The 1616-nt window shown below is 63.6% G+C and carries 2 protein-coding genes; both read left to right on the forward strand.

Translation table 11 applies throughout. The annotated features are described in order from the left end of the window. Positions 1 to 1235 (forward strand): hypothetical protein (locus tag ACK4TH_RS11710; RefSeq protein ID WP_409626683.1); only part of this gene is annotated, 1235 nt, incomplete at its 5' end. After that, positions 1211 to 1616 (forward strand): hypothetical protein (locus tag ACK4TH_RS11715; RefSeq protein ID WP_409626685.1); only part of this gene is annotated, 406 nt, incomplete at its 3' end. The genes ACK4TH_RS11710 and ACK4TH_RS11715, both read left to right, overlap by 25 nt.

Here is a 1616-nt window from a genome sequence, read left to right on the forward strand (position 1 = left end):
CTGCCGAGTATGCAGCAATGCGGCAGAACCCGTCCTTGCGCGAGCAAGCGGCTATGGTCGCCGAGGAGCTACAGCGGCGCGGCTTCAAGACGGATGGCGACGCGCCGACCCGCGAACCGTACCGCGAACAGGAGGAGCGCACCGCCTCCTCGCTGCTGGACGACCCGGAAGCGTTCTTGCGCGAAGCGCATAGGCGCTCGCCCCTGGCTGCGCTGCGGCAGGGCGTCGTGCGGGATCGTGTCGACATCGAACAGATGACGGCAGCGCTGGACGATTGGGGCGGCCCGCGTCCTTGGGAGATTGCGCCACGCGCCGAGACGGCGGTACGGCTGCCTGACGACGCGCCCATGCGTCCGCGTATCGACGTGCGCCCCGGCAAGTCGGCCGACGAACTGGCGCGCGAAATAGACCCTGAGACGTTCCGCGTTTTCGACGAACTGGCCAAGCGCAAGGATACCTACCGTCGCTGGCTACAGGAGCTTGAAGGGCCGCGCGAGCGCGACACGCTGGCCGCCGTGGCTGACATCGACGACAAGATAGACGCCATGCGAGAAAAGATCGCGGGGGCGAGCGCTCGCAACGCCAAGCGCTACGGCGCAGAACTGGACGAACTAACAGCGCAGCGCGAAGCCATCGTTGCGGAAATGAAGACCACGGATACGCCGGACATGGCGCATATCCGCAAGGTTCTCATGGACGACGATTTCCGCATGCGCGAGCTTGCACCGATGGTAAGCCGCGCATACGCCCGTGCCCGTGAGCAATGGCAGCTTGACGAGGCGGGGCGTGAAGGGCTGCGGCAGATGATCCGCGAGGGTCGTACGCTTATGCCGCAGGCCGAGATGCCGGAAGCGCGCACGACGGTAGGCGCGGAACCTCATATCACAGAGCGCGTTCCCTTGCTGGCGACACGGCCCGACGTCATGGCCGCAGCGTCCGCTACGGATGACGCGGCAACGCTGGCCGCCAAAGTGATCGAGCAAAATGCCAAGGCACTGGATGAAGCCCTGGACGCGGAAATGGCTGCCGTCAAGACCCTGCTGGAAAGTGAGGACGGCACCCTGCGCCTCAATGGCCAGGAGACAACCTTGCGTCTCGACGATAAGATTGCCATGCCGATAGACGACGGCGAGGGCTTTAGGGAAATGACGGTTCGCGGATTGCTGGACGACATGCAGCGCGACGCCGACGAAATCAAGGCGGTAACAACATGTTCAATCAAGCGTCCTTCATAGCCTGCATACAGGAACAGCTTGAACAGCGCGGTTTCGGAAAGAACCGCACGAACGAGCTAATCGCGCGTTACAAGGGATTGCAATCGCAATTCGAGAAAGCAGGCCACAACGCTAGCGACGCGGCTGCGCTGGCGTCGAATAAACTGTTTGACGAACTGTCGGTTGCGCGCAAGGAAAAGGGCAAACGGCTATTCAAGACGCTGGCGGTGCAAGCCAGCAACGCGGAACGTATCAAGCAGGCCGCCGATGTCGATCCGAACCGTTTTGCAATGGACGGTGGCGGCGGAGAGGGTGTTGCGTATGCGCGGGCTGCGGCTTCGACATCGTCTCCGGCGGCGAGCTGGAGCGCGCCCTGCGCGCCGGGGCGGCACCCGAGCGCAT

This window comes from Tepidimonas sp. (genome assembly GCF_046292505.1).
Taxonomy (GTDB): domain Bacteria; phylum Pseudomonadota; class Gammaproteobacteria; order Burkholderiales; family Burkholderiaceae_C; genus Tepidimonas.